Source organism: Pseudomonas sp. 2,4-D (assembly GCF_030418155.1).
GTDB classification, from domain to species: Bacteria; Pseudomonadota; Gammaproteobacteria; order Pseudomonadales; family Pseudomonadaceae; genus Aquipseudomonas; species Aquipseudomonas alloputida.
Genome location: NZ_JAUHUI010000007.1, coordinates 1 through 26,096 on the forward strand (window position 1 = coordinate 1; position 26,096 = coordinate 26,096).

Here is a 26,096-nt window from a genome sequence, read left to right on the forward strand (position 1 = left end):
CCGTCCAGGTAGGCTGTGATCGCTGTGAGCTTGAATTGCTCGGTGTACTTACCCATAGATCCCCCAAGGGTTGGATTGGTGTCCAACTTCTTGGGGGCAGTCCAAATTGTGGGAGCGGGCACGCCCGCGAAGGGCTGCAGTGCAGCCCCAGTCATGTTTGTCATGCAGGTTCAGTCTCTTCGTGGCGCAGTCTTGATGCCACAGTTCGTGTTGCAGTGTCCCCCGTCTCCGGCGCAAAACTGTCGCTACGCGCCATCCGCCACATCCGCGCATAAAACTCGCTTTCGATCGAGCCACTGAGTAATTCGCCCGGCTTGAGGAATGTGTGCAAGTCCGAAAACAACCCGATTTCGCTGGGGCTTATGCGCCGCGCCAGGTGCTTGGGCTTGAGCTCCGAAGGGTGCTCCAGGCCTGCGGCAGCCAGCATCTCGGCCAGTGCGTGCAGTGTGTTGCGGTGGAAGCTGGCTACCCGCTCGGCCTTGTCTGGCACCACCAGGGCGCGCTGGCGCAGAGGGTCTTGGGTCGCCACGCCGGTCGGGCACTTGTTGGTGTGGCAGCTCTGCGACTGAATACAGCCAATGGCAAACATGAAGCCGCGTGCCGAATTGACCCAGTCAGCGCCGATGGCCAATACGCTGGCAATGTCGAAGGCGCTGACGATCTTGCCCGCCGCGCCAATGCGGATGCTGGAGCGCAGGTTCAGGCCGACCAACGTGTTGTGCACGAACATCAGGCCTTCGCGCATTGGTACGCCCATGTTGTCGCTGAACTCGCGAGGTGCCGCGCCGGTGCCACCTTCCTTGCCATCGACAACGATGAAGTCAGGGGTGATGCCGGTGGCGAGCATGGCCTTGGCAATGCCCATGAACTCCCAAGGGTGGCCCAGGCAGAACTTGAAGCCCACGGGCTTGCCACCCGAAAGCTCGCGCAGGCCGGCTACGAACTGCAGCAGCTCGACTGGTGTGCGGAAGGCGCTGTGCGCTGCCGGCGAGATGCAGTCCTCGCCTGCGCGTACGCCACGGGTCTCGGCAATTTCGGGGCTGACCTTGTGCCCCGGTAAAATGCCGCCGTGGCCAGGCTTGGCGCCCTGGCTGAGCTTGATCTCGATCATCTTCACCTGTGCCGAGCGGGCTTGTTCGGCGAAGCGCTGTGGGTCGAAACGACCGTCCTCGGTGCGGCAGCCGAAGTAGCCGCTGCCGATTTCCCAGATCAGGTCGCCGCCGTGTTCACGGTGGTACGGGCTGATGCTGCCTTCGCCAGTGTCATGGGCAAACCGGCCCATGCGCGCGCCGCGGTTGAGCGCAGCAATGGCGTTGGCGCTGAGGGCGCCGAAACTCATCGCCGAGATGTTGAAGATCGAGGCCGAGTAGGGCATTCGGCATTGCGGCCCGCCGATGGCAATGCGGAACGACGCAGGGTCTGGCGTGGCCACCGGTAGCATGGAATGGCTGATGAATTCGAAACCAGGTTTGTAGGCGTCGTTGAGCGTGCCGAACGCTTTCTCGGCGCTTTCGTTCTTGGCGCGGGCGTAGACCAGCGAGCGTTGCGAGCGGGAGAACGGCAGCTTGTCGTCGTCACCTTCGATCAGGTACTGGCGGATTTCCGGGCGGATGGTTTCGATCAGGTAACGGATATTGCCCAGGATTGGGTAGTTGCGTCGCACCGCATGGTGGCTTTGGCGCAGGTCATTCAGACCGACCAGGCTGAGCAGCGCGGTGATCAGCGTTACCGGCCACAGCCAGGCATGTTGGGCCAGCAGGGGCAGGCTGGCGAAAGTGAAGACAAGGCAGAGTACGAGGCTGGCGTAGCGGCTGGGAAGAGAGTGTTTCATGGGTCCATCGCAGGCAGGATGACCGGGCATAGGATAGGCAAACGCAGGGGAGGGAAAACCTGGGTAATCGGTAAAAGACTGTTACCTGAATGCGAATTCCTAGGCCTGCGCAGCAGCCCCGGCGGTTTGTGCCGTGACACCACTATCTGGGGCTGCTGCGCAGCCCATCGCGACACAAGGCCGCTCCTACAGAAAATCGCGTTAGCCAGGCAGCAGTATGCTGACCCGCAACCCACCGCTCTCACGGTTCGACAGCATCAGCTCACCCCCATGGCTGGCGGCGATCCGCTGGGCAATGCTCAGCCCCAGCCCATATCCGCCGGATGCCTGGTTACGCGACCCTTCACCGCGCACGAACGGGTCGGTGATGATCGGCAGCAGCGCTGGCGAAATCCCTGGACCGCGGTCGTCGATGTGGATGAACACCCCTGTGGTGGTCCGCTCCAGCGTGACAGAAATATCCTTGGCATAACGCAACGCATTGACCAACAAGTTCTGCAGACAGCGCTGCAGCAGCAGGGCATCCCCACGCAAGCTGTTCACCCGGCCGTGCACCGGCAGTGGTTCCTGGTCAGTCGCCAGGTCCGCACACTGGCGCGCAACCAATCGGTCGAGGTCCACCTGCTGCAAGTTCTGCTGCTCTCCGGCACGCAGGTAATCCAGAACCTGACCGATCATATCGTCCATCTGCGTGATGTTCTGCCGCAGGCGCTGGCGGTGTTCGTCATCGTGTAATCGCTCCAGGCGCAGGCGCATGCGGGTCAGTGGGGTGCGCAGGTCGTGAGACACGGCGGCCAGGAAGTAGGCCTTGTCGTTGACCATGGCAATCAGCCGCTGCTGCATCGCGTTGAACGCCTGCGCCGCCTGGCGCACTTCCTCCGGGCCATCCAGCGCCAGGGGAGGCTGCTCGAGGTTACTGCCCAGGCCGCGTGCGGCATCGGCCAGGCGCCGCAACGGTCGCAGGCACAGGCGCACGGCAACCAGGCATACCAGCAACACCGCGACGATGCGCAGCGCATACACCCGCAGCAGGTAATCGCTGATCAGCACCCAGGCCGACTCGCCACTCCAGCCCTGTAGTTCCTGGCCTGCAACGGTCAGCCACTGGCCATCGGGTAACGGCACCGCAAACTGGATATGCGCCTGGGCCGTGCGCAGGCCGAACAGGCTGCGCCAGACGATCGGCTGGCCCAGTTCGTCGGTGAGTTGCACGTTCATCAGGCGCACGTCCTGGGCACGCCCCAGCTCGTACTTCAGGGCCTGCTGCAACAACAGCTCCACCCGCCTGTGCCCGCGGCGCTCGTCATGCTCTTGCGCAGGCAGGCTTTCGACGCAGCGAAGCTGGTAGTGGGATGGCGCCTGCAGCGTACCGCCGTGGCAGTCGGCCTGGGCAATCAGGGGTGCGCTGCGTGCAGCAACCAGTCGCACGGGCACCTCTAGCGCCTGAGCGAAACGCACATCGAACCAGATGCTGCTCGACATCAACTGGATCACCAGCGTGCCACTGACCATGATCAGCAGCAGTTGACCAAACAAGGTGCGGGGCCATAGCCGGTGAAACCAGCGCATGTCAGGCACCGGCCGCGAGGGGGGCGATACTCAGCAGGTAGCCTTCGTTGCGGATGGTCAGGATTTGCGCGGCCCCCGCCGGCGCCCGGCGCAGCTGCTGGCGTAGGCGGCTGACGCACATGTCCACCGATCGGTCGTCGGGCAGGTGGTCGCGGCCGAACGCGCTGCGGGTCAGTTGGTCACGGGAGACCACTCGGTTGTTGGCTTCCAGCAGTTTGCGCAACACGCGGTAGTCGGAGCGCGGCAGGGTCAGGATCTCGCCATCCGGGCGGGTGAGCAGGCGCTTGACGTGTTCCAGGCGAAAGCCTGCGAACAGCTGGGCGTCCACCACGGGTTCTTCGGCAGAGGTGCCCAGGCGTTGCGGGCGACGCAGTACGGCTTTGATCCGGGCGATCAGTTCGCGTGGTTCGAAGGGCTTGGCCAGATAGTCGTCGGCGCCTACTTCCAGGCCGATGATGCGGTCCAGCGTGCTGCCCTTGGCTGACAGCATGATCACTGCCAAACCGGGGGTGGCCTGCAACTGCCTGCACAGGCTAAGGCCGTCTTCACCCGGCAGCATCAGGTCGAGCACCACCAGCTCCACTTTGTGCCGGGCCAGCTGGTCGCGCATCTGTTGACCGTCGACTGCCGCCAGTACGTTGTAGCCGGCATCGGTCAGGTAATCACAAAGAAGTTCGCGGATCTCGTCGTCATCATCGACAACCAGCAGGGTCGTGCTCATGCAGAAAAACACCTGTTCGGTGAGGGCCGGTGGCGCTCGTTACGTTCAATTACATCCCCGTACATGTCGGGCCTGGAGCCCGGAGGGCTGATCCCTAGAATCCTAACAAAAAATCATCTGCAAATACGAAGCCTTCCCAAATGAATCCCCAAAGCATCACGCCAGTGTTCATCCCCTTCAGTCAAAGTGGCAATTGCCTCAAGCCGCTGGCCTTCTGCGTTGCCGTCGCCATCAGCGGTGGTGCAGTGGCTGCCGACGGCAAACCCCTTGAACTCGACGCCACACAGATCGAAGACAGCGTATTACAGCCTGCCGACGAGGCCGGCCAGTTGGGCTACACGGTCGAGAGCACCCGCAGCTCCACTGGCCTGGCACTGACGCCACGGCAGACACCGCAATCGGTTACCACCATCACCCGCCAGCAGATGGATGACCGCGGCATCCATACCATCGAGCAGGCATTGGAAACCGCCCCAGGCGTAACGGCCAACAAGTCCGAGGTGGGTGGGCGTACCGACTACCGCGCGCGTGGTTACTCGATCAGCAACTGGAAGGTCGATGGCCTGCAGACCCAGGGCGGCTCCGATTTCAGTGGCAGCGGCAATGCGCTGAACATGGACCTGTATGAACGCATTGACATCGTGCGCGGCGCCAACGGCCTGCTGGGCGGCACCGGCGACCCCTCGGCCACCGTCAACCTGATCCGCAAGGCACCGACCAAAACCTTCGGCGGCAGCGCCTATGCCACTTACGGCAGCTGGGACAAGCGTCGTCTGGGGGCGGACTTGAACCTGCCGCTATCCGAAGATGGCCGCCTGCGCTCGCGTTTCGTGATGACCCAGCAGGATGCCAACTCCTTCCGCGACAACCAGTCCGAACGTTCCCGCGCCGCGTTGGCCAATTTCGCGTTCGACCTGGATGACGCCACCACCCTGGGCGCCGGTTACCAGTATGAGTACAACAAGGTTGTGGGTGGCGGCTGGGGCGCGAACATCCCGATCTGGTACCGCGACGGCAGCAAGACCGACTTGCCGCGCAGCACCAACGTGGTGCCCAGCTGGAGCTTTGGCGAGTACACCACCCGCACTGCGTTCGGTTCGCTCGAGCACCGCTTCGACAACGACTGGACCCTGGACCTGAAAGCCGCCCAGGCCACCACCGAAGCCCTGAACCACCGGGGCCTTGCCAAGGTGAACTCGGCCGGGCGCGGCAGCTATGGCGGCTATTGGGACCAGGACGGCAGCGGCGCCGTGCTGAATGGTTTGCACAGCTCCAGCGACACCACCCAGCAGTCGGCGCAGATCGACCTGTCTGGCCCGTTCCAGCTGTTCGGCCGTACCCACCAGGCGATGGTCGGCTACAACGACAGCCGCACCGTTGGCTGGTCGCCCCAGTACACCTGCACCATGGTCGGCGGCGGCATGACCAGCGCGCCTGCACTGGGTTGCCAGTTCCGCGCCAACAACGGCTTCCCGGTGACCGACTGGCACAATGGTGTGGATGACGACTACGACCTCATCGCTTCGCGCACCGGCCTTCACAGCAAGACCACCACCCGCCTGCAGGGCATGTACGCCGCCACCCGCCTGAGCATCACCGACCCGTTGTCGGTGATCGTTGGCGTGCGCACCAGCAACTATTCCTCGGTCACCCGCAGCGTGGCCGGCGAGCGCAGCAGCCAGGAAGAGAACGGCATCGTCACCCCCTACCTGGGCGCGGTGTATGACCTCAACGACAACTACTCGGTATACGCCAGCTACACCGATATCTTCACGCCGCAAACGTCTGAAACCAGCAGCGGCAGCAAGGTCGAGCCGATTCGTGGGCAAAGCTACGAGACAGGTATCAAGGGTGAGTGGTTCGATGGCCGCCTGAACGCCTCGGCGGCCTACTTCCGCACCAAGCAGGAAAACAAGGCCGTGCTGGACGGCGACCTGACCACCCCGACCGGTGGCAACGCATACAAGGCCGGTTCCGGGCAGGAAACCGACGGCATCGACCTGGAAGTCGCAGGCGCCCTGACACCCAACTGGAACGTGTACGCCGGCTACACCTACTTGCATTTCCGTCGCGTGGACAGCGACGGCCGCAGCGATCCGTCGCACCTGTTCAAGGCCTCCACCACCTACCGCCTGAGCGGCCCGCTCGACCGCCTGACCCTGGGTGCCGGCGTGACTGCGCAGACCAACATCCGCGCCATTTCCAGCCCGGCTGGCCAGCCCACCAACGGTGTGAGCAATGGCGCCACTGACGTGAACTGGTCCGGTTATGCCATCTGGAATGCCATGGCCAAGTACCAGCTCACCGATGAGACCAGCGTCAGCCTCAACGCCAACAACCTCTTCGACAAGCACTACTACACCCAGTACGGGTTCTATGCCGGGGCGATTTATGGTGACCCGCGTAACCTGTCGTTGACGGTGAGCACCGCGTTCTGATCAGCCCTTCCACAAGGCCTGGCGCTGTACCTGTAGGAGCGGGTTCACCCGCGAACACCGGCGCAGCCGGTGCCTGCAACCGCATCGCCAGCGTCGCGGGCACGCCCGCACACGGAACCAGCGCTGGGTTCAAGGCCTGCGCTGGGCCGCCAAGCGGCCCTTTCTTACCTGGGCTTTACCGCTTGCCCTGGATCAATCGGCTTCTCCAGCTGGCCCTCGAAGCTATCCCAATCCTCGCCAAACAGCTCCACCGGATGCATGGTCCGGTCTGCGCCATTGCCACAGGCTAGCGCCTTGGCAGGGCAGTACAGGTCGCAACCCCAGCAGATACGCTCGGGGTGGCGAGGGGTTGTGGGGAATCTCTTGGCCATGTTCATCCTCCCTCAGGGCTGCCTGTTCTGAACGTAAACTCCTCGCCCAGCCCGTCGTTTGACCGCCATCAATCCACTGGCGATCCACTGAGGTGAATGTTTTACAATCTTGCGAGCCTCGCCTTGGCGGGGTATCGCAGGGTCGATGATGCACATTGCTGTATCGCAAAAGGAGTTGCTTTGGTGCCCCATTCAACCGGCAAGCGCGGCGTGAGTTACGATCCGCCGCAACGGCGGCAACGCAGGGACATTCCATCCATCGTGCGCCGGGTGACGCTGGGCGTTGTGGTCGTCTGGTTGGCACTTGTGGCAAGCCTGGGCGGGTGGATAGTGCAGCGCCTTACAGCAGAAGAACTCGACAACCTTGCGGCAGGCGCCGAATACGAAGCCCAGATTACGGGGCGAGTCGTAGACCGCCTGTTCACCGAAATGGCCAGCGTGGCCAACATGGTGGCCCGTCAAAGCGAAGTGATCCAACTCGCTGCCCGATATCGCCATGATCCGCCCGGCTTCGCCGCACTCACGCGTGAGGAGCGCGCTTCGAAGTTCACCCGTGACCCGCTGGTGCGAAGCGTGGGTGATTTCATGGATAGATTGGCCAGCGATCTCCACTATGGCCGTATCTACATGAACAATCTCTCAGACGATACGGTGACGGCCAGCAACTGGGCGGAGTCATTCAGCATCGTTGGCCAGATCTATACGGGCAGGGCCTACCTCATCGACGCATTGCGCACCGGCAGTGGTGAGATGTTCGGCATCGCCCGCTTGAACAAAACCCCCTCCTATTTCGTCGCCAGCCGCATCGACGATGCTGACGGCAAGCCACTTGGCTCTGTCACGGTCAAGTTCGATGCCCCGGACATAGCCCTCTACCTGACAGGGCGTCACATTGCCTTGATAGTGAACCGTCAGGGCCGTGTGACCACCGCGTCCAGCGAACTTTTCATGCTGCGTAACGTGGTGACACTGCTCCCGCCCGATATTCGCAGGCCTCTGGATGGCGACGAAGAGCCGGGCGAGCCCATGGATATCCGCGCTGTGGCAGACGCGGGTCAGGCCAATCAATGGCTCATTGACGGGCACCCTTATCTGGTGCATCGCCAGCCTCTGAACGACGCGCAATATCAGCTGCTGACGCTGGCAAAGCTTGATCACCTGCAGCCGATGCGTCAGCAGTATTACTGGACCGGTGCCTCTGTAGCAGCGCTCGGGTTGATCTTGATCTTGCTCTCCAGCCGTGTGGCCGGGCAGATGCTGTTGCGCCGCCAGGAAGAACGCTATGCGGCAAACTATGACGCGCTGACCGGGTTGAAGAATCGGCGTGCAATCCTGGCTGCCTTGCATCGGCATTTCGCGTTGGCGAAGCGAACGGGGCAGGGGGTGCTGGTGGCGTTTATCGACCTCGATGAATTCAAGGCGATCAACGACACGTACGGGCACGAGGTGGGGGACAAGTTCCTGATCGAAAGCAGCCGGCGCCTGCAGGGTGGATTGCGGGCGTCGGATGAGCTTGGGCGCTGGGGTGGTGACGAGTTCGTTGTGATCGGCTTGACCGCTTCTGTCCACCCGGACGAAATGGCCAAAACTGCCGCAGCGATGCGCAGACGGCTGGTGCCGCTGCTGATTGGTAGCTACGAGTTTGACGACTGCCGGTTCGATTATGCGGGTGCGAGTTTTGGTATTACGAGTGTTGATCCCGCTGCGACTTCGCTGCAGGCTGCGCTTAAAGTGGCGGATCAGTTGATGTATGCCGATAAAGAGGTGCGGCGGGGGTTGCGGAGGGTTTGAGAGGGGTAAGGGCGAGGGGGCATAACGACACTGAAAACAAAAAAGGCCCACCTTTCGGTGAGCCTTTTTTGATACTGCGTATGGTGCCGGCACCAGGAATCGAACCCGGGACCTACTGATTACAAGTCAGTTGCTCTACCATCTGAGCTATACCGGCAATGGGGCGTCATTATAGCGATCGTTTGGCGCCTGTAAACCACTTCCTTGCGAATGTTCGCAAAAGACCTAAGTCACCGGCCTAAAAGAAGAATTTTCCTACCAGCCACGGTGCATGGTGGTGACGCTAGGCTCGCTTTTACCCGGGTTGAAAAACAGCTTGTCGTTGTCGCAGCCGCGCTTGCGGCATGGGGCTTCTGTGCGCAGGGGCAGGCCGTTGTCGCCGCCCAGCTGCATGCCGGGGTGGTTCCAGCCCAGGTTGCTGTTGGGGTGGGGCGAGGTGCCGCCGGCGCAGCCGGTCAGGGCCAGGGCGAAGGTCAGCAGGGCGAGGGGGGTGGCTCGGGTCACGATGCTCAGGTCCGGTGGTCCATTGTCGGTTCTGGCGCAACGCCAGAAGGTCGCGGGGCTGGCGGGCAGCGCGCGACGTCACTTTTTAATGATTTGGGGGGCGGATGATACACCGTTGCGGCGGTGGAGCATTAGCCTTGTGTTGTCTGGTCTGGCCTCTTCGCGGGTGAACCCGCTCCTACAGGGGGGCGGGTAAGCCGGGTTATCTGTGTAAGGCAATTCTGAACCATGGGGCTAAAAGCTTCAGCCTTTGGATGCTTCGGACGTATCCTACGCGCGCCGTCGAAGTAACGCTGTTGTTGGGGAAATGGCTCACAGATACCGTTTGCGGGTCGCTCTGGCGACCGGGTGTGAGAACCCGACTTTGAACGTATCGGCTGCGTAATGGCGATCGTGCGCGGGCAGACCTTGGTCTGGCCGAGCTTCCTACGTTCACTCGGTTTCTCACCTCGTGCACGGTTGCCGCCTTTGTTCCGTGAGAAAGAATGAACACGGCAACTCCTTTGAACTAGGGAGTTTGAAAAGTGAAAACGATCGATGCTGATCCCAACAGCCCCAAATCAATCACAACCGCAGGCGTGGAAACCTTCCTCGCTGCCGGTAACCCGTCCCTCAATCTGCTACGCGTAGAGCCCGGCATCCCCATCGATGCTGCCTACGAGCATGTCTCGATCCTGATGGGCTACATCAAGCACCTGGTGCGCGAGGGCGATATGGAGGACGACCATAAATTCCTGGGGGCAGCCGATTATCTGTGCGACATGGCCAAGGCGCTGATGAACGATATCGAGATCGCCAAGGGCAAGGCGCATTGAAAATGTGAGAGTGCGGGGGCCGCTTTGCGGCCCTTTCGCGACGCAAGGCCGCTCCCACAAAAGCCGCTTGCGCTAACCACAAGAAATGTTTATGCACAAGTGGCATTTGGGACCTGAGCGAAAGGCATGCCGGATCGCTACGCCGCTGGTCTTTGCGCAAACGCCTGTTTTTACTGGGCTGCAGCCGCAAGCAGGAATAAGCCAAGCGCTTGAAATAGCGCTTGGATCCAACAGGAAATCACAAGCTTGTTCACAGACTTATCCACAGGTTGTGCTGCGGCTAACCGTCGCGTTCCGCAAGAATGAGCAGGTTGCGCGGGGTCAGTGGGTAATCGCAAAACAGGCCCAGGCGCACGTCATAGCCTTGTTCTTCGAGGAACAGGGCGCGATCGAGTACCAGCCACAGCTCCAGTGGCCGACGGAACAGGTTGCGTACGCGCTCCAGGTTGCGAACCTCGGCCAGGCGTTGCCAGCCCGCAGCTTCCAGCATTGCCCAGTCCGGGTTGCCGCTCACTGGCAATTGCTTCAGTTCAGCCAAGTCACGGCAGTATTGCTCGAAGGGCTTGTCCAGCCAGGCCACCGGCAGGGAAGGCGTCGGCAGGTATTCATCGCTCTGGCGCTGCTGGCGTTGCAGCAGGTCGAAGCCCAGGCGCCTGGCCATCGAGGTGTCGCGCTGGCGCCGCACGCGGGCGCCGGCAGTGACGGTTTCGCTCAAGGGCAGGCCTAGGTCGTCCAGCGACAGCTGCAGGCTCGACGCCTGCGCGGCTGTGGATAACGCCTGGTATTGCTGCGCGGCGATGCGGTTGTAGCAGCAGGGGGCTATGGCCAGTTGCCGGCAACCTTGCTGGCTGGCCAGTTGCAGCAGGCGTACATGCAGATCGCCACAGGCATGCAGGGCAACCACGCTTTTATCGTCAGCCAGGTGGCGAGCGCTGTCGCTGGCCATCACATCCTGATGTACGTGCTGTGCTTGCAAGTGGTGGTGTGCACTCAGGGCCTGACCGGCAGCGACCAGGTCGGCGTCGTACTCCAGGCAGGTCAGGTGTTGCCCGGGTTGCAGCAGGCGACGGCCGAGGTGGCCTTTGCCAGAACACCAGTCCAGCCAGTGCCGGGGCTGCTCGCGGAAGGCCAGGTGGCTGGCGAAGGCTTCGATCTGCTGCCATTTGCGGCCGGGGACGGCGACGTCCAGGCGGTGGGCGGCAGGCGGTAGATTGGTTTGCGCAAGGCTGCCGAGCGTGGCGAGCTGTCGGGCTTGTTCGGCCAGTTGCGGGAATGGGGCAGGCAAGCGGTCAGTGGCGCTGTCGGCTTCGGCGTCTGCCAGGGAACATTGGCGCAGGTGGGCGGCAAGTTCTGGGTGGGTGGTTTCCCAAGGCAGTTGCAGGGTGGTGAAGGGGCGGGGTTTCCACAGCTGTTGGTGCTCGATCAGGAACTGGTCGAGGGCCTGGAAGCGGGTGCTGAGGTGGTGGCTGTGGAGGGGGCTGGGCATGGGGATGTGTGTTGGGGTTGAGGGGCTATTCGCGGGTAAACCCGCTCCTACGAAGGTTCAGCATAGGCCTGTTGTAGGAGCGGGCGTGCCCGCGAAGAAGGCTAGGAGATGTCAGCGGCCTTGGCAGGCATCCACGCGCAACCAGCGCTCCAGCAGCTTGAAGCCTTGCACCAGCATGAACGAGATCACCAGGTAGAACACGCCTGCGGCGAAGAAGATTTCCACCGGCAGGTAGGTGCGGGCGATGATGGTACGGGCCATGCCGGTCAGCTCCAGCAGGGTCACGGTACTGGCCAGGGCACTGGCCTTGAGCATCAGGATCACTTCGTTGCTGTACGCCGGCAGGCCGATACGCGCGGCGCGTGGCAGCATGATGTAGAACAGCGCCTTGCCCCGCGACATGCCCAGCGCCCGGGCCGCTTCGATCTCACCTTTGGGGATCGACTGCAGCGCGCCACGCAGGATCTCGGCAATGTACGCGGCGGTGTGCAGGGTCATGGTCAGCACCGTGCACCAGAACGGATCGCGCAGGTACGGCCACAGCGAACTGGAGCGCACCGCATCGAACTGCGCCAGGCCGTAATAGACCAGGAACAACTGCACCAGCAGCGGCGTGCCACGGAAGAAGAAAATGTAGCTGAACGGCACCGCGCGCACGTACCAGTGGCGCGAGGAACGGGCGATGCCCAGCGGGATGGCCAGGATCAACCCGGCAACCACGGCAATGGCCACCAGCTCCAGGGTCAGGACCGCACCCTCGGCCAGGCGTGGCAGCCATTTGAAGATGACTTCCCAATTCATTATTCAGCCCTCGCAAAGCCGCGAGCGGCGCGTTTTTCCATGAAATGCATACCGGTCATGGCAAGTACGGTCAGGCCCAGGTAGATGCAGGCCGCGACCATGTAGAAGGTGAACGGCTCTTTGGTCACGGTCACGCCGATCTGCGAATGACGCATGATTTCTTCAAGGCCGATTACCGATACCAGGGCGGTGTCCTTCATCAGGATCATGAACAGGTTGCCAAGGCCGGGCAGGGCGATGCGCCACATCTGCGGCAGGATGATCCGCGAGAGGATGCGGCCCTTGGACAGGCCCAGCGCCAGGCCGGCTTCGCGGTGGCCCTTGGGGATTGCGAGGATGGCGCCACGGAACACTTCGGTGGCGTAGGCGCCAAAGCACAGGCCCAGGGCGATCACGCCCGCGGCAAAGGCGCTTAGCTCAAGGCCCGGCATGTTCAGGGCTTCGCCGAGGCTGTTCATGAGCCCGACGGTGCCGAAATAGATAAGCAGCACCCACAGCAGTTCGGGCACGCCGCGAACCAGGGTCGAGTAGAAGCCGCCAAGCCATTGCAGCGGCTTGAGCGGGGAGGTCTTGGCCAGGGCGCCGAGCAGGCCCAGGACCAGCCCCAGCAGCAAGGCGCAAAGCGCCAGTTTTACGGTCATCAGGGTGCCGGCCATCATGGCCGGACCGAATCCGTGCAGGTCGATATTCATGGGCAGGTCATTTTAGGGACTGGCGCGCCGCAAGGGCGCGCCGGTCAGGGCGGATCATTCGATGCTGAACGGGAAGTACTTGTCGTTGATTTTCTTGTACGTACCGTCGGCTTTGATTTCTGCCAGGGCTTTGTTCAGGTCGTCGCGCAGCTTGGTGTCACCTTTGCGCACGGCAATGCCGATCTTGTCGCTGTCCATCACCGGCTCGCCCTTGAACTCGAAGTTCGAGCCGTCTTTGCTCTTCAGCCACTCGTACTGCACGTACTTGTCGGCCAGGATGCCGTCGATACGACCGGAAACCAGGTCAAGGTAGGCGTTTTCCTGGGTGTCGTAGAGTTTGACATCGACATCCGGGTAGTTGTCTTCAAGGTAGGTGCCGGCCAAGGTGGCGCGCTGGGTGCCGATGACCTTGCCCTTGAGCGACGCTTTGTCGGTCTTGAAGTCGACGTTTTTCGGCGCGATGAACTGCAGCTTGTTGGAGTAGTACGGCTCGGTGAAGTCCACAGCCTGCTTGCGTTCGTCGGTGATCGACAGCGACGACACCAGGAAGTCGAACTTCTTGGCGTTCAGGGCCGGGATGATGCCGTCCCAGTCGGAGGTAACGACCGAGCACTCGACTTTCATCTTGGCGCACAGGGCGTCGCCGATGTCTTTGTCGAAGCCAACCACGTTACCGCTGGCATCCTTGTTGTTGAACGGTGGGTAGGCGGCTTCGATGCCCATGCGCAGTTTTTCTGCGGCCATGGCGTTTGCCGTCATCACCAGCGTGGCAGCAGCTGCCAGGAGAAACTTCTTGTAGGTGTGCATGTATTGCTCCGTTAGCGGTGGCTGGACATGAATTGCTTGCAACGCGCCGAGGTCGGGTTTTCGAAGACCTGCTGCGGCGATCCCTGCTCTTCGACCAGGCCCTGGTGCAGGAAGACGACTTCACTGGACACATGGCGGGCAAAGCTCATCTCGTGCGTCACCAGCAGCATGGTACGGCCTTCTTCGGCCAATGCGCGGATAACGTTAAGCACTTCCTGGACCATTTCCGGATCGAGCGCCGAAGTGGGCTCATCGAACAGGATGACCTTGGGCTTCATGGCCAGGGTACGGGCAATGGCGGCGCGCTGTTGCTGGCCACCGGAAAGCTGGGCGGGGTAGCTGTGGCGTTTGTCGTAGATGCCCACCTTGTTCAGCAGCGCTTCGGCGGCTTCGATGGCCTCGGCCTTGCTTTGGCCGAGCACGCGGCGTGGCGCCTCGATGATGTTGTCGAGGATCGACATGTGCGGCCACAGGTTGAAATTCTGGAAGACAAAGCCGATTTCGCTGCGCAGGCGATTGATCTGGCGGTTGTCGGCTGCGATCAGGTCGCCATTCTTGGCGGCCTTGAGCTTGAGGGCTTCGCCGGCGACCAGGATTTCGCCCTGGTGCGGGTTCTCGAGCAGGTTGATGCAGCGCAGCAGGGTGGACTTGCCGGAGCCGGACGACCCCAGGATGGAGATCACGTCACCGTCGCGAGCGGTCAGCGAAATGCCCTTGAGAATTTCCTGCTCGCCGTAGCGTTTGTGCAAATTGCGGATTTCCAGCGCGGGCGTGGCCTGAGCCATGTGCGGTCCTCATGTGTTCGGGTGCGTTCCCAGCTGTTGGCGGCCTTCCTGGCGTGCGCCAAGCTAGCATAGCGGCATTATGACGGCCAACAGGGTCGCCGGGGACTGGGGGCGCTGGTGGGGCAGTTTGTCGCATCGCTACAGCGTAACGTCGCGCAGATGTCCGCGAAGGTGTCGCCCAGCACCAGAGCCTTGATGAAAAAAGGCGCGATGGTGCCAGCTTTGGCCGGCTCATGGAAGCTGTTTTGACCCATTGGAGGGGTAAACCCGACCTTTTGCCAGTGCAATCGGGTTCACCCACGGATGCCATGTTGATGTCACAAGGTTGTACCCATGGGTTGCACTTTTTGGCATTGCAGTGGTGCACAGGTGTTACCGAGGAGCACCTTTGGTGCATTTGTAAGTGGGTATTTCAGTAATCCACTAATTTGAGGTCCTTTCGGTCATGCAATGGCCGAAAGCCCTCCAGGCCGCATCATCAAAGGCCTGCAGAATTTTCTGACGAGTGCATTCGTCATATGGCGCGCTTATTGCCCGTTGGAAACCGCCGATTGCAGCGACGCCTAGGTCATCCCCTGGCGCGCTCTGTACCCGCAGTCGGCGTGGTCCACTCCTTACAAAGGTAGTTTCAATGAGCGGTAACAATTCCAATGACCTCGCTCAGGGGCTCAAACAACGGCATGTGACCATGCTGTCCATCGCTGGCGTCATCGGTGCCGGCCTGTTCGTAGGCTCCGGCCACGCCATCGCAGCTGCCGGCCCTGCCGTGCTGCTGGCTTACGCTGCCGCCGGTACGCTGGTCGTGCTGGTGATGCGTATGTTGGGTGAAATGGCAGTCGCCTCGCCTGACACCGGTTCGTTCTCTACGTATGCCGACCGCGCCATCGGGCGCTGGGCCGGTTTCACCATTGGCTGGCTGTACTGGTGGTTCTGGGTGCTGGTGATTCCGCTGGAGGCCAACGCCGCCGCAGCCATTCTGCATGCCTGGTTCCCGGCGGTTGACCTGTGGGCGTTCTCCCTCATCATTACCTTGGCACTGACACTTACCAACCTGTGCAGTGTGAAGAACTACGGTGAGTTCGAGTTCTGGTTTGCCCTGCTCAAAGTGCTGGCGATCATCGGCTTCATCGCCGTGGGCTGTGCTGCCTTGTTCGGCTTTGTACCGAGCAGCCAGGTGAGCGGTGCCAGCCACCTGTTCGATACCCAAGGCTTCATGCCCAACGGCCTGGGCGCGGTGCTGGCAGCGATGCTGACCACCATGTTCTCGTTCATGGGTACCGAAATCGTCACCATCGCCGCTGCCGAGTCGAAGGACCCGGGCAAGCAGATCAGCCGTGCCACCAACTCGGTAATCTGGCGTATCTGCCTGTTCTACCTGGTATCGATCTTCCTGGTCGTGGCCCTGGTGCCGTGGAACGACCCGGCCTTGGCCGAGACGGGCTCCTACCAGACCGTGCTGAGCCGCATTGGTGTGCCGAATGCCAAGCTGATCGTCGACATTGTGGTGCTGATTGCCGTGACCAGCTGCCTGAACTCGGCGCTGTACACTTCTTCGCGCATGTTGTTCTCGCTGAGCAAGCGTGGCGACGCCCCGGCCATCGCCCAACGCACCACCAAGGCGGCGACCCCGCACGTGGCGGTACTGCTGTCCACCGCGGCTGCGTTTCTCTGCGTGTTCGCCAACTTCGTGGCACCGGCCCAGGTGTTCGAGTTCCTGCTGGCCAGCTCTGGCGCCATCGCGCTGCTGGTGTACCTGGTGATTGCCGTGTCGCAGCTGCGCATGCGCGCCCAGCGTGAAGCCCGCGGCGAGAAGATCACCTTCAAGATGTGGCTGTTCCCGGGCCTGACCTGGGCGACCATTGCCTTCATCGTTGCCATTCTGGTGGTCATGGCGCTGCGTGAGGATCACCGTGCGGAGATCATTGCGACTGCGTTGCTGAGTATTGGTGTGGTGGCGGCTGGCTTGCTGGTGCACCGCAAGCGCGAGGCTGCCGGGCGGGCGGCGCTGGACAGCTGATCCGCGCTGACTGAAATGAAAAGGCCGCGCCCTGTGAAGGGTGCGGCCTTTTTTTGTGGCCTGTGATGACCCTTTCGCGGGCAAGCCCGCAGGTTCACCACAGGCCCGTAGGAGCGGGTTTACCCGCGAAAGGGCCGGGGCTGCTGGCCGATTTCCCTGGCTAATCACCGTCGCAGCCGCCATTGTATTCGCGGGTAAACCCGCTCCTACAGGGGCCGCAACAGGTTATATGGCCCTGTCAGCCAAACTGCTTCTGCTGTTGCTGCTGTTTGGCCACGAGTTCGGAAGCGGCGATATAGGCGTCCTGGAACTCATCACTCTCCAGCCAGGCCATGGTGGTCTCTTCGTCAGCGCCGTCCAGCCATTTGCGGTAGGCGTTGAACACCAGCACGATGTAGTCGGTGGCGTGTTCTTCCTTGTGCCCCTTGAGCACCAGGGCGAGCAGCGGATCCACCAGGAACACCGAGATCATTGGCACCAGGCCGCCTTCCTGGGCTTCCTTCATCTTGTTGAACATCGCGTCGTAGCTGCCCGACTCCATGGCCTTGTTGTACACCTGCTCGACGCTGGCGCTGTCGCCGGCACTGGCCTTGACCGCTTGGCCGCTGCGAACCATGCGGTTCTGCTTGGCCTTGCTGGCGGCGCGCTTGGCGCGTTTCTGTTGCTTGGTAGGGGTGGCCATGGGGAAATCCTTGGGTGTGTCTGAAAGTGCGCGTATTGAAGCGCAATTGCCCGATAAACCCAAGCAGCGCGCCTGGGCGCTGCAGCTTGGGATGTCTGTGGGATACATATCCAGATTATGCGGACCGTGGGCCCTGCGTAGCTTCTCTCCTGCTGCCAGCCATGCTGGCTGGCAGCCTTTCACTGCGCCAATTCGGCGTCTGGGAGTGATGCGCACGTTTGCGCTACAAAGGAGGAGTCATGAAGCACTTTTATCTGGTCACCCTGTACAGCTACACGGACGATGGCAGGGTTTACTATCCAACCGGTTTCGCCGGTTGCGACGAGCAAAGGATTACAAAGGCTGACATCGCCGCCATTATCGAAAAAGGCAAGCACCACGGCCAGCTTCAGTTGCACAGCATCTCCTACATGGGGCACATGACCGAGGACGCATTCAAGCATCTTCGTTCCATGTCGGACGAGTAAGGTTTGGCCCGCAGTCTGCTTCTGGCTGCGGGTTTCTCGATTGCATGGCGAGCCTTCAGGTTGCGTTGTGAGGTCTCGTGTTCTTCGACGCCGCGTGAAGTTAAAAATCGCAGGCAACAAAAAACCCGCACTAGGCGGGTTTCTTGTTGTCGCTTCGGGTAACTTTGCAACCACCAGAAGCTTGAAGGTGGTGCCCAGAGACGGAGTCGAACCGCCGACACGAGGATTTTCAATCCTCTGCTCTACCGACTGAGCTATCTGGGCGACGAGGTGAATTAAATAGATTTCCGGACCGCTCGTCAACGACTTTTTGAAAAAATTTTAAATTAATTCCGTCGCTTACGATTTTTGAGGTCATTCGGCCGGCGGAACGTAGCCTTCGGCCTGAGCGTATTCTTCGCCGGCGAAAAACTTGTCCATCTCAGCCTGGAGGAATTTGCGGTCCTCGGCGTTCATCATGTTCAGGCGCTTCTCGTTGATCAGCATGGTCTGGTGCTTCTGCCAGTCGGCCCAGGCTTTCTGCGAGATGTGTTCGAAGATGTACTGGCCCTTGGCACCGGGATAGGGCGGGCGTTCCAGGCCTGGCAGTTCTTCTAGGTATTTGCGGCACATCACGGTGCGGGTCATCGGGCGTCTCCTGCGATCAGTTCGTCGGCCGCGCGTTCAAGCAGCTTTTTCACCGGGGCGGCGAGGCCCAGGCGCGGCGGGGTGGCGAGGTTATACCAGAGCCAGTCGGCCTCGGCCACGTGCTCGCCGACCGGGTCGACGTGCACGAGCCAGGGCTCGATCGCCAGCTGGAAGTGGCTGAAGGTATGGGTCAGGCCGTCCATGGCGTGGCGGCCAGCCAGGCGCAGGCCGTGCTGGTAGGCCAGGTCGTCGAGCTGGGCGATGTCGTCCAGCTCCGGGAGGCTCCACAAACCACCCCACAGGCCGCTGGAAGGGCGGCGGTAAAGCAGGATGGCGCCTTCGTGGTTGGCCAGCAGTGGCATCAGTGTGCGCCGTTGCGGCAGCGCCTTGCGCGGTTTGGGCTCGGGGTAGCGGGTTTCTTCGCCGTGCAGGTGCGCTTCGCAGCCGTGCTGCAACGGGCAGATCAGGCAACTGGGCTTGCTGCGCGTGCACAGCGTGGCGCCCATGTCCATCATCGCCTGGGTGTAGTGGTTGGCGCGTTGTTGCGGGGTAAAGCGCTCGGCGGTGGCCCATAGCTGGTTGGCAACCTTGGGTTCGCCGGGGTAGCCCGCCTGGGCGGTGTAGCGTGCCAGCACGCGCTTGACGTTGCCGTCGAGGATCGGCGCGCGGATGCCCATGCTGATGCTGGCGATGGCGCCGGCAGTGGAGCGGCCAATGCCGGGCAACTCGGTAAGCTGCTCGACACTGCGCGGGAATTCGCCGCCATGTTGCTCGACGACGACCTTGGCGGCCTTTTGCAGGTTGCGTGCGCGGGTGTAGTAGCCCAGGCCCGTCCACAGGTGCAGCACTTCGTCCTCCGGTGCTTCGGCCAGGGCTTGCACGGTTGGCAGGGCCTGCATGAAGCGGTCGAAGTAATTGAGCACGGTGCTGACCTGGGTCTGCTGCAACATGATTTCCGACACCCACACCCGGTACGGCGTGATGCCCTGTTGCCAGGGCAGGTCGTGCCGGCCATGCTCGTCATACCAGTCCAGCACTGCGCTGGAGAACTGCTCGGGGCTCATCGGTTGAACAGCCCCTTGAGCGCGTCTTTCAGTTCCGGGCTCACTTTGTCTCCAAGTTTTTCGTCAAGTTTTTCATCGATCTTGTCTTTCAGGCGGTTACCGGCCAGCTTGGCGGCAACCTTGCCCAGGCCGTTCTGGTCGAGGCGGCAGGCCTTTGCGCCGAGTTCCAGCGGACCACGGCAGCGCAGGGGGACTTCAACACCCACATAACGTTCGTTGACCTGGCAGGCCGGGTCCGGCATGGCACGCTGGTCGCCTTCGACGACTACGCCGATGTTGTAGTCCATGCCCAGCACGCGCAGGTCGAGGTCACCATGGCCATTGACAGTCAGGCCCGGTATGCGCGCCTTGAGGTCCGGGTTGCTGGCGACGCCATTGCGTACCACCAGGCTGCCGCGCAGTTCCTGGAACGGGGTGTCCTTGCCGCGTGGTTCGCTGCTCAGCGTCTTGCGATTGAGCGTGGCGATGGCTTGGCACAGCTGCTGTTCCAGGTTGGCATTGACCAGCACGCCATCGTTGATGGCGAAGTTTGCGCTGCCGTTCAGGGTGTCGACCAGTGCTTTCTGGCTGTTACCGGTGGCTGTCAGATCACTGGTCAGGGTCAGCAGGCCCTTGACCGGCGGCGTCTGTTCCTTGCCTTCGGCCTTGATGAAGTGTTCCACCGGCACCCGCTGGATATTGGTGTTCACACCCAGCTGTGGCACGGCAGGGCGCACGTCGACCGTGCCCTTGGCTTCGAAGGTGCCGTTGTACAGCGCTCCGCGCAGGGTTTGCAGGGTCAGCAGGCCGCCTTGGCCAACGGCCTTGAGCTGGGCGCCCTCGATCGGCAGCTTGTCCAGGGTCAACGAGCCGAAGGCCAGGTCGGCCTGCAGGTCGAGGGCGCGCAGGCGGTCGACCGGTAGCAGCTTGTCGTCGCTCCATGCCACTTGCGTTGGGGCGTTGGGCAGTGGCGTGGTGCCGGCACCGGCTACGGCGCTGGCCTCTTGTTGCTTGACCTCGGCCTGGCGCGCAGCGGTGGCGCCCTTGGCTTCTTCGCTTTTGGCCGGCAGGTAGCGGTCGGCGTCGAATGTGTCGCCCTTAAGCTGCAGGCGCAGGGCCTGTTTGGCGAAATCTTCGACGGCCACGCGGCCGCTGAAGGTGCTGTCGTCCAGCTTCACTGCCAGGTCTTCGAGGGCCAGGCTGCTGGGCGTCCCCTGCAGGCGGGTCACCAGCTCCAGCTTGGCGAAGGCGGCCGGGTCATGGGTGGCCGGCAGCGGGTGGCCGATGCTTTCAAGGAAGGTGCGCAGGTTGAACTGGGCGATGGACAGGCCGCCGCTCAGCTGGGGTGCCTTGTCCAGATCACGCAGGTTCAGCTCACCGAGGGCGCGCAGTTGGTTGGCCGAAACTTTCAGGCCGTTCCACGAGGCGACATTGGCGGCCAGGTCGACCAGCAGTTGGCCTTGTGCGGCGAAGGTCACGGTCTTGCCGCCGGTAGGCTCACCCGAGGTCTCGCCCGACAGGCGCATGTCTTCGAAGTTGTAGCGTTTGAGCTTGCGGTCGAAGCGCAATTCGCCGGCCAGCTCGGTACGGGCCTTGATGTTCGGCTGGCTGGCGCTGATAAAGGCGCTGGTCTTGAGCGCAATGTTTGCGCCTTCATGGATTGGGCCGGTGCTCAGCTGGATGCTTTCGGCGCTGTAGCTGTGGCCGGTCTTGGCATCGGTGTACTGCACGCGCGCGTTGTTCACGGTCAGGCTGTCAATGTCCAGCTTGATGGCGCGGTCGTTGCTGTCGCTGGTCGCAGGCGCCTGCTCGGCCTGTGCCGGTGCCTGTGCGGGTGCATCGGTGCCTGCGCCATTCTGCGCGGGCAGCGGCTTGCCGATGTCCTCCCAATTGCCATGGCCCTGTTCGTCACGCGCCAGGGTCAGGTTCAGGCCCTCGACACGTACGTCGCTCATTTGCACTTCGCGGCGTAGCAGCGGCAGCACACGGACTGAAAGGCCAAGCATCTGCAGGTCGGCGAACGGTTCCTTGGGTTTGTTCAAGGTAGCGATGCTGGCTTCGTGCAGCTCCAGGCCCAGCCACGGGAACAGACTCCAGCCGATGTCACCGTTGAGGGTCAGTTCGACGTGCGCCTTGTCGCGTGCCAGCTGGCGAATCTCGTCTTTGTAGTCGTTGGGATCAAAGAGGTGGGTCAGGGCGAAGCCCAGCGCCACGATGATCAGCAGTAACCCGAGAAGCCCCAGTCCCAGGATTTTGCCGAACGCTTTCATGGGCGAGTCCTTTTAGTCCGTTAGTGAGTTCAGGCGGCAGAGTATAACGCTGTAGCGGTTACCCCTGCTTGTACGACTAGAGATGTAGGAAATTCCTACGCCTGTATCAGAGGGTACGGCTTTCGACAGCTTAATATTGAGCTTTTGCCGGGGACATGACCGATTCAGTCAGGCAAAAATGGACGATGGCAGATTGCTTTCATTCTGCTTGATGCTGCTACCCTTGCGCCGCTTCGCGAGCACCCTCCCTATAACAAGGATCAGATTCATGACCAGTACCGTCGCGACGGGAACCTTGGCCAGTGAGCCAGGCTTCCTGTCGAAGGAACGCATAATCGCCCGCCCGGGCTTCAACCGCTGGCTGGTCCCGCCAGCTGCCCTGGCCATTCACCTGTGCATCGGTATGGCCTACGGCTTCTCGGTATTCTGGTTGCCTTTGTCGCAAGCCCTGGGGATCACCGCCCCCGTCGCCTGTGCGGCAGACATGGGCTTCATGGCCCGGATGTTCAGCGCCGAATGCGACTGGCCAATCTCGATGCTGAGCTGGATCTACACCCTGTTCTTCGTCTTTCTCGGCTGCTCGGCGGCGGTGTTGGGCGGCTGGCTGGAGCACGCCGGCCCGCGCAAGGCTGGCCTGGTGTCGGCCTTGTGCTGGTGCGGTGGCATGCTGCTTTCGGCGATAGGTGTGAAAACCCATCAGCTGTGGCTGATGTGGCTTGGTTCCGGCGTGATTGGCGGTATCGGCCTGGGCCTGGGCTACATCTCACCCGTGTCGACCTTGATCAAGTGGTTCCCGGACAAACGCGGCATGGCCACCGGTATGGCGATCATGGGCTTCGGCGGCGGGGCCATGGTCGGGGCGCCGCTGGCCACCGCGCTTATGGGGCATTTTGGCAATGAGCACGAAGTTGGCGTATGGCAGAGCTTTGTCGCCATGGCGGCGATCTACTTTGTGTTCATGACCGCTGGCGCCCTGGCGTATCGCGTACCACCGACCGGCTGGAAGCCTGAAGGCTGGGCTGCGCCGTTGAAGAATGCCAGTAACGCCATGGTCACCGACCGCCACGTGCACGTCAGTGTGGCCTGGAAGACCCCGCAGTTCGCGCTGATCTGGCTGGTGCTGTGCCTGAACGTGTCGGCGGGCATCGGCATTTTGGGCATGGCGTCACCGCTGCTGCAGGAAGTGTTCGCCGGTAAATTACTGGGCAACGAACTGACCTTCAGCCAGCTGAGCACTGCGCAGTTGGCGCAGATTGCCGCGATCGCCGCCGGCTTTACCGGCCTGCTGAGCCTGTTCAACATTGGCGGCCGGTTCTTCTGGGCATCGTTCTCCGATTACATCGGCCGCAAGAACACCTACTTTGCCTTCTTCGCCTTGGGCGTGGGCTTGTACAGCCTGGTGCCGAACATGGGGCACCTGGGCAACGTGGCGCTTTTCGTGGCAGCGTTCTGCATCATCCTGTCGATGTATGGCGGTGGTTTTGCGACGGTGCCGGCCTACCTGGCCGACCTGTTCGGCACGCAGATGGTGGGTGCCATCCATGGCCGCCTGCTGACCGCCTGGGCGGCAGCGGGGGTGCTGGGGCCGGTGCTGATCACCTACCTGCGCGAGTATCAACTGGCAGCGGGCGTGGAGCGGGCGGCGGCTTATGACATGACCTTGTACATCCTCGCGGGTCTGCTGGTGCTGGGCTTTATCTGCAACATGCTGGTGCGCCCGGTGGCCGACAAGCACTTCATGAGTGATGCCGAACTGGCGGCCGAGCGGGCGTTGAGCCATGACAAGGGCGCCGACGGGGCGCGGTCGCTGGAGTGGAAAGCGGCGCCAGGCAGCCTGCCACTGGTGCTGCTGGCCTGGGCGGTGGTGGTCGTGCCGTTGGCCTGGGGTGTCTGGGTGACCTTGCAGAAGACCGCTGTGCTGTTCCATTGATCAGCAAAGGGGGCGCGCGTTGCGCCCCTTTCGCAGATGCAGGAGCGGGCCGTTGTGGTTGTATAGACCTGTAGCGGCATCCAGCCCGCGTAAAACCTGGCTTTGCCATATGTCATCCGCGTTTCAAGCTGGCGCGTTCTGGGCCTATAATGAAACCCTTTTCGCCCAATGATTTTGCGGAGCTGGTGATGGTTGAACGTAAGGCTTCCGTCGAGCGCAATACCCTGGAAACCCAGGTCAAGTGCTCGATCAACCTCGATGGCAGCGGCAAGGCCCGATTCGATATCGGTGTGCCCTTCCTTGAACACATGCTGGACCAGATCGCCCGCCATGGGTTGATCGATCTGGATATCGAGTGCAAGGGTGACACGCATATCGACGATCACCATACCGTCGAAGACGTCGGCATCACCCTGGGCATGGCATTCGCCCAAGCCATCGGTGACAAGAAAGGTATCTTCCGCTACGGCCACGCCTACGTGCCGCTGGACGAAGCGCTGTCACGCGTGGTCATCGACTTCTCTGGCCGCCCAGGCCTGCAGATGCACGTACCGTATACCCGTGCCAGCGTTGGCGGCTTCGATGTCGACCTGTTCCAGGAGTTTTTCCAGGGCTTCGTCAATCACGCCCTGGTAACCCTGCATATCGACAACCTGCGTGGCCACAACACCCACCACCAGATCGAAACCGTATTCAAGGCTTTCGGCCGCGCTCTGCGCATGGCCATCACCCTCGACGAGCGTATGGCCGGGCAGATGCCTTCCACCAAAGGGTGCCTGTAAATGCAAACGGTAGCCGTAATCGACTATGGCATGGGTAACCTGCACTCGGTGGCCAAGGCGCTTGAGCACGTAGGTGCCGGTAAAGTGCTGGTGACCAGCGATGCCTCAGTGATCCGCGAGGCCGACCGTGTGGTGTTCCCGGGCGTGGGCGCGATTCGCGACTGCATGGCCGAGATCCGCCGCCTGGGTTTCGACAGCCTGGTGCGCGAAGTCAGCCAGGACCGCCCGTTCCTCGGCATCTGCGTCGGTATGCAGGCGCTGCTCGAGCACAGTGAGGAAAACACCGGCGTCGACTGCATTGGCCTGTTCCCTGGCCAGGTGCGCTTTTTCGGCAAAGACCTGCAAGAAGAGGGCGAGCACCTGAAGGTGCCGCACATGGGCTGGAACGAAGTCAGCCAGACCATCGACCACCCGCTGTGGCACGACATCCCTGACCGCGCACGTTTCTACTTCGTGCACAGCTACTACATCAATGCCGGCAAGCCGGGCCAGGTGGTGGGTCGCGGTCACTATGGCGTCGACTTTGCCGCAGCGCTGGCCGACGGTTCGCGTTTTGCCGTGCAGTTCCACCCGGAGAAGAGCCATACCCATGGCCTGCAGCTGCTGCAGAACTTCATCGCCTGGGACGGGCGCTGGTAAATGAGCAGGTCGAAGACCAAGGCCCCGACCATCACCCTGGCCCCCGAGCAGGAGCGCGAAGCGCTCGACACCTTGAAGCGTTTTCTCGAAGACCGCTTCGAGCTGCAGTTGGGGTCGTTCGAGGTGGCCGAGGTCCTCGAGCTGTTCAGCAAAGAGATTGCACCCCATTACTACAACAGGGCGATTGCCGATGTTCAGCTGCACCTCAAGGAGCGGTTCGAGAGCATCGAAAGCGACCTGTGGGCACTCGAGAAGCCCTGAAACCCAACAAATAGACAGGTTCCCAAGATGCTGATTATCCCCGCTATCGATCTGAAGGACGGTGCTTGCGTGCGCCTGCGCCAGGGCCGTATGGAAGACTCCACGGTATTTTCCGACGACCCGGTGAGCATGGCCGCCAAGTGGGTCGAGGGTGGCTGCCGCCGCCTGCACCTGGTTGACCTCAACGGCGCCTTCGAAGGCCAGCCGGTCAATGGTGAAGTGGTTACCGCCATCGCCAAGCGCTACCCGAACCTGCCGATCCAGATCGGCGGCGGTATCCGTTCGCTGGAAACCATCGAACACTACGTCAAGGCTGGCGTCAGCTACGTGATCATCGGCACCAAGGCCGTCAAGCAGCCCGAGTTCGTCGCTGAAGCGTGCAAAGCCTTCCCGGGCAAGGTCATCGTCGGCCTGGACGCCAAGGACGGTTTCGTCGCCACCGACGGTTGGGCCGAAGTGAGCTCGGTGCAGGTCATCGACCTGGCCAAGCGTTTCGAGGCCGATGGCGTCTCGGCGATCGTCTACACCGACATCGCCAAGGACGGCATGATGCAGGGCTGCAACGTGCCCTTCACCAAGGCACTGGCTGAAGCCACCCGTATCCCGGTGATCGCCTCGGGCGGCATTCACAACCTGGGTGACATCAAGGCCCTGCTGGACGCCAAGGCCCCGGGCATCATCGGCGCCATCACCGGCCGTGCCATCTACGAAGGCACCCTGGATGTCGCTGAGGCCCAGGCCTTCTGTGACAATTACCAAGGCTGAGG

Annotated in this window: 24 protein-coding genes and 2 tRNA genes; 10 read left to right on the forward strand and 16 right to left on the reverse strand. The window is 61.9% G+C overall.

Annotation, left to right across the window (positions count from 1 at the left end):
- Nucleotides 1-160: 160 nt before the first annotated feature.
- The 3 genes from QYE47_RS07555 to QYE47_RS07565 form a co-directional block, all read right to left on the reverse strand.
- Nucleotides 161-1,831: an FMN-binding glutamate synthase family protein gene (locus QYE47_RS07555; RefSeq protein WP_070383355.1), complete on the reverse strand. Its 1,671-nt coding sequence runs from the start codon at nt 1,829-1,831 to the stop codon at nt 161-163.
- Between the two features lie 201 nt (nt 1,832-2,032).
- On the reverse strand, nt 2,033-3,400 hold the full coding sequence (locus QYE47_RS07560) for an ATP-binding protein (protein ID WP_070383356.1): 1,368 nt from the start codon (nt 3,398-3,400) through the stop codon (nt 2,033-2,035).
- 1 nt (nt 3,401) lies between these two features.
- On the reverse strand, nt 3,402-4,121 hold the full coding sequence (locus QYE47_RS07565) for a response regulator (RefSeq protein WP_070383357.1): 720 nt from the start codon (nt 4,119-4,121) through the stop codon (nt 3,402-3,404).
- A 140-nt stretch (nt 4,122-4,261) separates the two neighbouring features.
- Between QYE47_RS07565 and QYE47_RS07570 the strand changes: the two genes are divergently transcribed.
- Nucleotides 4,262-6,559, forward strand: coding sequence for a TonB-dependent siderophore receptor (locus tag QYE47_RS07570; protein WP_070383358.1), 2,298 nt, complete (start codon nt 4,262-4,264; stop codon nt 6,557-6,559).
- Between the two features lie 164 nt (nt 6,560-6,723).
- Here the strand turns inward: QYE47_RS07570 and QYE47_RS07575 are convergent, their stop codons facing one another.
- Nucleotides 6,724-6,930 (reverse strand): DUF3079 domain-containing protein, encoded by a 207-nt coding sequence (locus QYE47_RS07575; protein WP_014589357.1) that lies wholly within the window; start codon nt 6,928-6,930, stop codon nt 6,724-6,726.
- A gap of 180 nt (nt 6,931-7,110) precedes the next feature.
- Here QYE47_RS07575 and QYE47_RS07580 point away from each other — a divergent pair, with 180 nt between their 5' ends.
- Nucleotides 7,111-8,721: a sensor domain-containing diguanylate cyclase gene (locus QYE47_RS07580; RefSeq protein WP_085983373.1), complete on the forward strand. Its 1,611-nt coding sequence runs from the start codon at nt 7,111-7,113 to the stop codon at nt 8,719-8,721.
- 81 nt (nt 8,722-8,802) lie between these two features.
- Here the strand turns inward: QYE47_RS07580 and QYE47_RS07585 are convergent.
- Nucleotides 8,803-8,878: transfer RNA gene (locus QYE47_RS07585), tRNA-Thr, on the reverse strand.
- A gap of 98 nt (nt 8,879-8,976) precedes the next feature.
- Nucleotides 8,977-9,225, reverse strand: a complete 249-nt coding sequence (locus tag QYE47_RS07590; protein WP_014589359.1) for a hypothetical protein — start codon at nt 9,223-9,225, stop codon at nt 8,977-8,979.
- Between the two features lie 524 nt (nt 9,226-9,749).
- Here QYE47_RS07590 and QYE47_RS07595 point away from each other — a divergent pair.
- Entirely contained in the window at nt 9,750-10,040 is a 291-nt protein-coding gene (locus QYE47_RS07595; RefSeq protein ID WP_014589360.1) for a DUF3077 domain-containing protein, read from the forward strand.
- Between the two features lie 280 nt (nt 10,041-10,320).
- Here the strand turns inward: QYE47_RS07595 and QYE47_RS07600 are convergent, their stop codons facing one another.
- The 5 genes from QYE47_RS07600 to QYE47_RS07620 form a co-directional block, all read right to left on the reverse strand.
- The gene (locus QYE47_RS07600) at nt 10,321-11,526 is read right to left on the reverse strand and encodes a methyltransferase (protein ID WP_014589361.1); all 1,206 of its coding nucleotides are present in this window, start codon (nt 11,524-11,526) and stop codon (nt 10,321-10,323) included.
- A gap of 111 nt (nt 11,527-11,637) precedes the next feature.
- Nucleotides 11,638-12,327 carry an ABC transporter permease gene (locus QYE47_RS07605; RefSeq protein ID WP_014589362.1) on the reverse strand — a complete coding sequence of 230 codons (690 nt, stop codon included), beginning with the start codon at nt 12,325-12,327 and terminating at the stop codon, nt 11,638-11,640.
- Nucleotides 12,327-13,019 (reverse strand): ABC transporter permease, encoded by a 693-nt coding sequence (locus QYE47_RS07610; RefSeq protein WP_003255749.1) that lies wholly within the window; start codon nt 13,017-13,019, stop codon nt 12,327-12,329. The genes QYE47_RS07605 and QYE47_RS07610 overlap by 1 nt, the downstream gene beginning before the upstream one ends.
- 54 nt (nt 13,020-13,073) lie before the next feature.
- A complete protein-coding gene (locus QYE47_RS07615; RefSeq protein WP_014589363.1) occupies nt 13,074-13,826 on the reverse strand; it encodes an ABC transporter substrate-binding protein in 753 nt (250 codons plus the stop codon).
- Between the two features lie 11 nt (nt 13,827-13,837).
- Nucleotides 13,838-14,611, reverse strand: coding sequence for an ABC transporter ATP-binding protein (locus QYE47_RS07620; RefSeq protein WP_003255746.1), 774 nt, complete (start codon nt 14,609-14,611; stop codon nt 13,838-13,840).
- Nucleotides 14,612-15,242: 631 nt separating this feature from the next.
- On the opposite strand from QYE47_RS07620, the gene gabP reads away from it, so the two are divergent.
- Nucleotides 15,243-16,628 carry a GABA permease gene (gene gabP / locus QYE47_RS07625; protein ID WP_003255745.1) on the forward strand — a complete coding sequence of 462 codons (1,386 nt, stop codon included), beginning with the start codon at nt 15,243-15,245 and terminating at the stop codon, nt 16,626-16,628.
- 238 nt (nt 16,629-16,866) lie between these two features.
- Here the strand turns inward: gabP and QYE47_RS07630 are convergent, their stop codons facing one another.
- Nucleotides 16,867-17,310 carry a hypothetical protein gene (locus QYE47_RS07630; RefSeq protein ID WP_014589364.1) on the reverse strand — a complete coding sequence of 148 codons (444 nt, stop codon included), beginning with the start codon at nt 17,308-17,310 and terminating at the stop codon, nt 16,867-16,869.
- Between the two features lie 239 nt (nt 17,311-17,549).
- Here QYE47_RS07630 and QYE47_RS07635 point away from each other — a divergent pair, with 239 nt between their 5' ends.
- Nucleotides 17,550-17,777, forward strand: a complete 228-nt coding sequence (locus QYE47_RS07635; protein WP_041166821.1) for a hypothetical protein — start codon at nt 17,550-17,552, stop codon at nt 17,775-17,777.
- 188 nt (nt 17,778-17,965) lie between these two features.
- Here QYE47_RS07635 and QYE47_RS07640 read toward each other — a convergent pair.
- From QYE47_RS07640 to QYE47_RS07655, 4 genes are all read right to left on the reverse strand, one after another.
- Nucleotides 17,966-18,041: transfer RNA gene (locus QYE47_RS07640), tRNA-Phe, on the reverse strand.
- 90 nt (nt 18,042-18,131) lie between these two features.
- On the reverse strand, nt 18,132-18,404 hold the full coding sequence (locus QYE47_RS07645; RefSeq protein WP_014589365.1) for an oxidative damage protection protein: 273 nt from the start codon (nt 18,402-18,404) through the stop codon (nt 18,132-18,134).
- On the reverse strand, nt 18,401-19,468 hold the full coding sequence (gene mutY, locus QYE47_RS07650; RefSeq protein WP_014589366.1) for an A/G-specific adenine glycosylase: 1,068 nt from the start codon (nt 19,466-19,468) through the stop codon (nt 18,401-18,403). Before mutY ends, QYE47_RS07645 begins: the two co-directional genes overlap by 4 nt.
- Nucleotides 19,465-21,717: an AsmA family protein gene (locus QYE47_RS07655; RefSeq protein ID WP_014589367.1), complete on the reverse strand. Its 2,253-nt coding sequence runs from the start codon at nt 21,715-21,717 to the stop codon at nt 19,465-19,467. Before QYE47_RS07655 ends, mutY begins: the two co-directional genes overlap by 4 nt.
- A 268-nt stretch (nt 21,718-21,985) precedes the next feature.
- On the opposite strand from QYE47_RS07655, the gene QYE47_RS07660 reads away from it, so the two are divergent.
- The 5 genes from QYE47_RS07660 to hisA all read left to right on the forward strand — a co-directional run bounded on the left by QYE47_RS07660 (nt 21,986) and on the right by hisA (nt 26,094).
- Complete coding sequence (locus tag QYE47_RS07660; RefSeq protein WP_014589368.1) at nt 21,986-23,647, forward strand: OFA family MFS transporter; 1,662 nt, start codon at nt 21,986-21,988, stop codon at nt 23,645-23,647.
- Between the two features lie 188 nt (nt 23,648-23,835).
- Nucleotides 23,836-24,429, forward strand: a complete 594-nt coding sequence (gene hisB / locus QYE47_RS07665) for an imidazoleglycerol-phosphate dehydratase HisB (RefSeq protein ID WP_003255736.1) — start codon at nt 23,836-23,838, stop codon at nt 24,427-24,429.
- The gene (gene hisH / locus QYE47_RS07670) at nt 24,430-25,068 is read left to right on the forward strand and encodes an imidazole glycerol phosphate synthase subunit HisH (RefSeq protein ID WP_014589369.1); all 639 of its coding nucleotides are present in this window, start codon (nt 24,430-24,432) and stop codon (nt 25,066-25,068) included.
- Nucleotides 25,069-25,329 carry a DUF2164 domain-containing protein gene (locus tag QYE47_RS07675; protein WP_003255734.1) on the forward strand — a complete coding sequence of 87 codons (261 nt, stop codon included), beginning with the start codon at nt 25,069-25,071 and terminating at the stop codon, nt 25,327-25,329.
- A gap of 27 nt (nt 25,330-25,356) precedes the next feature.
- A complete protein-coding gene (hisA, locus tag QYE47_RS07680) occupies nt 25,357-26,094 on the forward strand; it encodes a 1-(5-phosphoribosyl)-5-[(5-phosphoribosylamino)methylideneamino]imidazole-4-carboxamide isomerase (protein WP_003255731.1) in 738 nt (245 codons plus the stop codon).
- Nucleotides 26,095-26,096 lie beyond the last annotated feature (2 nt).